This window comes from Streptomyces sp. NRRL B-24572 (assembly GCF_002156145.1).
In the GTDB taxonomy this organism is placed as follows: Bacteria; Actinomycetota; Actinomycetes; order Streptomycetales; family Streptomycetaceae; genus Streptomyces; species Streptomyces vietnamensis.
Genome location: NZ_MWIG01000740.1, coordinates 1 through 1,458, shown reverse-complemented (window position 1 = coordinate 1,458; position 1,458 = coordinate 1). Strand labels below are relative to the sequence as shown.

Sequence of the window (1,458 nt, the reverse complement as noted above, 5' to 3'; positions counted from 1 at the left end):
CCGCAGGGTCCGCCGAGCCGTCCGCTCCCGGTGCCCCGGGGCCGCCCCCGTCCGTCCTCCGGGCAGGAGTCCGGGGGCCCGGGGCGGCAGGGGATACTGACCGCATGACGGAGACGACGGTCGGAATCGGCGGCGCGGCGGAGAGCACCGACATGGTGCTGAACATCGGGCCGCAGCACCCCTCGACCCACGGCGTGCTCCGGCTCCGGCTCGTGCTCGACGGCGAGGTCGTCCGGCACGCCGAGCCGGTGATCGGCTACATGCACCGGGGGGCCGAGAAGCTCTTCGAGGCGCGGGACTACCGGCAGATCATCATGCTGGCCAACCGCCACGACTGGCTGTCCGCCTTCTCCAACGAGCTCGGCGTGGTCATGGCCGTCGAGCGGATGCTCGGCATGGAGGTCCCGGAGCGGGCGGTATGGACGCGGACGCTCCTCGCCGAGCTGAACCGGGTCCTCAACCACCTGATGTTCCTCGGCTCGTACCCGCTCGAACTCGGCGGCATCACTCCCGTCTTCCACGCCTTCCGGGAGCGCGAGGAGCTCCAGGCGGTGATGGAGGAGGTCTCCGGCGGCCGGATGCACTACATGTTCAACCGGGTCGGCGGACTCAAGGAGGACCTGCCCGCCGGCTGGCTGGGGCGGGCCCGCGCCGCTGTCGCCGACGTCCGCTCGCGGATGGACGTCTACGACCGGCTCGTCCTCGGCAACGAGATCTTCCGGGGCCGTACGCGCGGGGTCGGCGTCCTCAGCCCGGAGACCGTCCACGCGTACGGGGTGTCCGGGCCCATCGCCCGCGCCTCGGGTGTCGACTTCGACCTGCGCCGCGACGAGCCGTACCTCGCGTACGGGGAGCTCCAGGACGCCCTGAAGGTCGCCGTGCGGCAGGAGGGCGACTGCCTCGCCCGGTTCGAGTGCCTGCTCGACCAGACGCACAACTCCCTGGACCTGGCGGACGCCTGCCTGGACCGGATGGCCGAGCTGCCGCCGGGCCCGATCAACCAGCGGCTGCCGAAGGTGCTCAAGGCGCCGGAGGGCCACACGTACGCCTGGACCGAGAACCCGCTCGGCGTCAACGGCTACTACCTGGTGTCCAAGGGCGAGAAGACGCCGTACCGGCTGAAGCTGCGCTCGGCGTCGTTCAACAACATCCAGGCGCTGGTGGAGCTGCTGCCGGGGACGCTGGTCGCGGACATGGTGGCGATCCTGGGCTCGCTGTTCTTCGTCGTCGGCGACATCGACAAGTAACCCGCCGCCCCCCGTCGTGGGCCTGCGCCCGCCGTTGCGGGCAATCGTTCCGCCGGGGCGAAGGGGGTCCCCCTGCGGCGAAGGGCACCGCCCAGCCAGGCGCGGGCCCACACGGGCGCGGGACGAAGGCCCAGCCAGGCGCGCGCCCGCACGGAGCAGGGCGAAGCCCCGGCGCGGGCCCGTACGGGGCACCGCGCGACCTCACGCATTG

Annotated in this window: 1 protein-coding gene; it reads left to right on the top strand. The window is 72.4% G+C overall.

The genetic code is table 11. The features are described from left to right. The first annotated feature begins 104 nt into the window (after nucleotides 1-104). Nucleotides 105-1,247, top strand: a complete 1,143-nt coding sequence (locus tag CCN56_RS34870; protein WP_086831802.1) for an NADH-quinone oxidoreductase subunit D — start codon at nucleotides 105-107, stop codon at nucleotides 1,245-1,247. The last annotated feature ends 211 nt before the right edge of the window (nucleotides 1,248-1,458 follow it).

Coding starts and splice junctions, on each gene's coding strand:
- CCN56_RS34870 (WP_086831802.1), top strand. CDS start 105: ATGACGGAGACGACGGTCGGAATCGGCGGCGCGGCGGAGAGCACCGAC.